The 5,230-nt window shown below is 72.9% G+C and carries 1 protein-coding gene and 1 pseudogene; both read right to left on the bottom strand.

All coding sequences use genetic code 11. The features are described 5' to 3' along the window. Positions 1-4,777 (bottom strand): annotated as a pseudogene (locus tag CED_RS20765) (non-ribosomal peptide synthetase); the annotation flags it as partial. Continuing rightward, on the bottom strand, positions 4,774-5,230 hold a 457-nt coding region (locus tag CED_RS20770; RefSeq protein ID WP_035913567.1), incomplete at its 5' end, for a hypothetical protein. The pseudogene CED_RS20765 and the gene CED_RS20770, both read right to left, overlap by 4 nt.

The raw sequence follows: 5,230 nt of genomic DNA on the forward strand, positions 1-5,230 counted from the left end.
CCTTCACCACCCCCACCAACACCGCCACCAACTCCACCGACCGCTCCATCACCACCCCAACCCGATCACCAGACCGCACCCCAGCCGCCACCAAATCCCGCGCCACCCGATTCGCCGCCACCTCCAACTCCCCATACGTCACCCGCACNCNCCCCGACACCACCGCCACCACATCCCGCCCCGCAGCCACCCACCCCCCAAACACCCCCGGCAACGTCCCCACCCCAACCCCAACCCCAGTGTCATTCCACTCCTCCACCACCCGCACCCACTCAGCCGCACCCAACACCGGCACCTGGCTCACCCGCAACGCGGGATCGGCGGCCACCGCGTCCAACACGGCCACCAGGCGCTCCGCCACCTTCTGCACCGTGGGCCGGTCGAACAGGTCGGCCGCGTAGCCGACGGTCCCACCGATCCCCGCCGGTTCACCGTCGGCGCCACGGTGCTCGGCCAGGCTGAACGACAGGTCGAACTTGGCGGCGTTGACCCCGGACCTGTGCGGTTGGATGGTCAGCCCCGGCAGCTCCCAGCCGGTGTCCTGCGGGGTGTTCCGCAACCCGAGGGACACCTGGAACAGCGGGTGCCGCGACAACGAGCGGGCCGGGTAGAGCTCCTCGACCAACCGCTCAAACGGCACGTCCTGATGGGCGTAGGCGGCCAGGTTCCGCTCCCGCACCCGGGCTACCAGGTCGTTGAACGAGGGATCGCCGCCGACGTCGGTGCGCAGCACCAGCGTGTTGACGAAGAAGCCGATCAGGTCATCCAGGGCGGCCNCGCCCCGGCCCGCCACTGCGGTGCCGATCGGGATGTCGTTGCCCCCGCCAAGGCGAGACAGCAGCAGCGCAACTGCGGCCTGCACCACCATGAACAGCGTTGCCCGCCGCCCCCGGGCCAGCCGGACAAGCCGCTCGTGGGTCTGCGCGCCGATCCGGATCGGCACCGCGCCGCCCGTGAAGCTCGGCACCGGCGGGCGCGGGCGGTCGACCGGCAGGGNCNGCNCCNNGGGGNTGTCGGCGNGTGCCTCCCGCCAGTACGCGAGCTGCTCGCTGATCAGGCTCGCCGGGTCGGACAGATCGCCCAGCACCGCGCGCTGCCACACCGCGTAGTCGGCGTACTGGAGCGGCAATCTGGTCCACTGCGGTACCCGCCCACGCAGCCTGGCGGTGTAGGCCACCGACAGGTCGCGGGCCAGCACGCCCATCGACCAGCCGTCGGAGGCGATGTGGTGCGCCACCAGCAGCAGCACGTGCTCCCGGGGGGACAGCGTGAACAGCCGTACCCGCAGCGGCGGCTCGCTGCCCACGTCGAACCCGCGCCCCAACTCGGCGGCCATCAGCGACGGCAGCTCCGCCTCGGTCACCGCCACCATCACCAGTTCCGGGCGGCCCACCGTCTCGTCCAGCAGGTGCTGACCCGGCACGCCGTCGACGTCAGGGAAGACCGTCCGCAGGCTTTCGTGACGCGCCGCGACGTCGGCCAGCGCGGCCTGCAGCGCCCACCGGTCGAGCTGCCCGGTCAGCTTCAGCGCGAGCGGCACGTTGTAGACCGCCCGTCCCTCCTCCAACTGGTTGAGGAACCACATCCGAGCCTGGCCGAACGACAGCGGCGCCGGGTCCGGCCGTACCCCGGCAACCAGCTCGGGCCGCGAGCGGCCACCGGCCTCGACCACACGGGCCACCGCCGCCGGGGTGGCGCCGGTGAACAGGGTGCGGATTCCCACCTCGACGTCGAGGACGGCCCGTACCCGGGCGAGCAGCCGCATCGCCAGCAGGGAGTCGCCACCCAACTCGAAGAAGTTGTCGTCGGCCCCGATCCACTCCAGCTTCAGCACGTCGACGAACAGCGAGCACAGCACCTCCTCGATCGGCGTGCGCGGCTCGCGCCCGGTCGCCATGCGGCCGAAGTCCGGCGCGGGCAGGGCCGCCCGGTCCAGCTTGGCGTTGCCGGTCAGCGGCAGCTCCGCCAGCGGGACGACGGCGGCGGGGACCATGTAGTCCGGCAGCCGTCCCGCCGCGTACCTCCGCACCGCGGAGCCCGTCACGCTCTCCCCCTCGGCGGGCACCACGTAGGCGACCAGTTGGCTGTGGTCGGCCTGGCTGGTGTGGGCTACCACCGCGACCCGCGCGACCCCCGGGCAGCCGGACAGCACGTTCTCGATCTCGCTCAGCTCGATCCGGAACCCGCGGATCTTCACCTGCGTGTCGGCCCGCCCCAGGAAGACCAGCAGCCCGTCACCGGTCCACCGGGCCAGGTCCCCGGTCCGGTACATCCGCTCGCCCGGCGTGCCGAAGGGGCAGGCCACGAAGCGTTCCGAGGTGAGGCCTGGCCGGTTCAGGTAGCCGCGGGCCAGCCCGCCGCCGGCCACGTACAGTTCTCCCCCGACGCCGGGCGGGATCGGCTGCAGGAAGCCGTCCAGCACGTAGATCCGGGTGTTGTCCAGCGGGCGGCCGATCGGCACCGACGCCGGCACCTGGTCGCCCGCGGTGAAGGGGAGGTGGGTGGCGAAGGCGGTCGTCTCGGTCGGCCCGTAGGTGGACCGCACGACCATGTCCGGATGGGTCTCCAGCAGAGTCCTCACCGCGGCCGCCGAGACCACGTCGCCGCCGGTCGACACCTCGCGTACCCCGGCGAAGATGTGCGGGGTCTGCTCGCCCAGCGCGGCGAACAGGCCGGCGGTCGCGTGGACGTTGGTGATCCGGTGGGCGGCGATGAACCGCTCCCGGTCGGCGGCATCCAGGTCACCGGCCGGCGCGACCACGACGGTGCCGCCGCGCAGCAGCGGCACCCACACCTCGTAGGTGGAGGCGTCGAAGGCGTGGTTGGCCTGCACCATGNCCCGCTCGGTCNCCTCGGCGGGCCAGGCGCCATCCAGGCAGAAGCCGACCACGTTGCCGNGGGTGACCGCCACTCCCTTCGGCACCCCCGTCGATCCCGAGGTGTACATGACGTACGCCAGGTTGGCCGCGGCCGGGGCAACCGGGAAGGGGCCGTCGCCGGCCGGCACCTCCGAGGGGACCCGGACGATGTTGGCGGCGGGCAGGCCGCCCTCGCGGGTCATCGGGTGGTCGATCGTGGCCTGGCCGACCAGCAGCGCCACGGGTGCGGCCTCGGCGATCACGGCCTTCATCCGCTCCAGCGGGTTGGCGGCATCCAGCGGCACATAGGCGGCGCCCGCCTTCACCACCCCGAGCAGCGCCACCACCAGCTCGGCCGACCGCTCCATCAGCACCCCGACCAGGCTCTCGGTGCCCACGCCGAGCGTGGCCAGCAGACGGGCGAGCCGGTCGGCGCGCGCGTTCAGCTCCTGGTAGGTCAGCGTGACGTCCCCGTCGATGGCGACGGCGTGCGGATGCTCGGCGACGCGTCGCTCGAACGCCGTGACCAGCGACCCGGCGTCCACCGGCACCGCGGTGTCGTTCCACCGCCGGATCACCAGATCCCGGCCCGTCTCGTCCAGGATGCCGACCGTGCCGACACGGGCGGCCGGGTCGGCGGCGATCGCCGCCAGCACCCGCACCATGGCGGCGGCCAGCCCCTCGGCCATCTCCCGCTCGTACACCTCGGGCTGGTAGGACAGCCGCAGCTCCAGCCGGTCCCGGCCAGGGACCACGGCCAGCGCGAGCGGATAGTGCGGCGCCTCGTGCCCCCCGGCCGGGGTGATCGTCAGGTCGCGGTCGTCAGCCATCGCGGAGACCCACGACGAGTCGAGCGGGTAGTTCTCGTAGGCCAGCAGCGTGTCGAAGGTGGCGCCGGGGCCGGTGATCCGCTGGATCTCGGCAAGGCCCAGGTAGTGGCAGGACATCAGCGCCGTCTGGCGGGCCTGCAGCGCCGTAAGCATCTCGGCGACCGGCTGGGCGGGGTCGAGCGGCACCCGGATCGGCACGGTGTTGATGAACAGGCCTACCATGTCCTCGACCCTGGGCAGTTCGGGCGGGCGGCCCGCCACCACCGCGCCGAACACCACGTCACGGCGGCCGGCCAGGCGGCTGACCAGCANTGCCCAGGCGCCCTGGACGACCGTGTTCATCGTCAGCTCATGACCACGAGCGAGGGCCCGCAGAGCTGCCGTCAGCTCGGGGCTCACCGAGGTGTTCACGCGCTCGGCCGGCTGCGGCTCGCGCACCGGATCGGGCTGGGCCACCAGGGTCGGCTCGTCCGTCCCGGCCAGCTCGACCCGCCACGCCTCACGGGCGGCCTGGCGGTCCTGGCGGCCGAGCCACTCCAGGTAGTCCCGGTACGGCGAGACCGGCTTCAGCCCGCCCGTCGTGCCTCCGGCCTGGTAGACGGCGAACAGCTCCCGCGTGAACATCGGCTGCGACCAGCCGTCCAGCAGGATGTGGTGGATGGTGAGCACCAGCCGGTGGCGCCGCGCACCGAACCGGATCAGCAGGAAACGCAGTAGTGGCGGCTGCGCCGGATCGAACCCGCGGTCCCGCTCCTCGGCGGCCAGCCGCATGGCCTGTTCCAACGCCNCTTCTTCCGCCAGGTGCGCCAGGTCGACCTCACGCCACGGCAGCCGTACCTTCCTGGCGATCACCTGCACGGGCTGGTCCAGGCCGGAGAGCTGCTGGAACCCGGCCCGCAGGTTGGCGTGCCGGTCCAGCAGGGCCTCCCCGGACGCCCGCAGCAGCGCCGGGTCCAGCGGCCCGGTCAGATCAAGGTCACGCTGGCCGGAGTAGACGTCGCCGGTCCGCCCGTCGTAGAGCGTCTGGAAGAGCAGGCCCTCCTGTAGCGGGGACAGCGGCCACAGATCCTCCACGTCGAGCTGGCTCACCGGGCTCTCCTCTCGTGCGTGTTCCGCGTTAGTTCGGCCGCCACCACGTCGAGCTCGCCCTGCGCCATGGCGAGCAGCGGGAAGTCGGAGGGGGTGTGCCCGCCCGCCTCGGGGCGCGCGGCGTGCTCGGCCAGCCCGGTCAGCGTCGCCACCCATCCCTCGGCGAGGGCAGCGACCCGCGCCTCGTCGAACAGGTCGCCGGGCCAGGACAGCAGGACGGTGAGCTCCGCGCCCGCCGGGCCGTCGCGCACGACGCCGCCGGCTTCCAGCGCGTAGGAGGCGGGCAGGGTACCGGTGTCGCCGCCCAGACCGAGCTGCCACCAGTCCGCCTGCTCGTCGCCCTGGGCCCTGGGCGCGACGGTGAAGCGGCCCATGTAGTTGAAGCCGATCTGTGGGGTGGGTAGCGCCGCGAGGACCGGGCGCGTGTCAGGGTTGAGGTAACGCAGCAGCCCG

It is taken from the genome of Frankia sp. CeD (assembly GCF_000732115.1).
Classification (GTDB): Bacteria; Actinomycetota; Actinomycetes; order Frankiales; family Frankiaceae; genus Frankia; species Frankia casuarinae.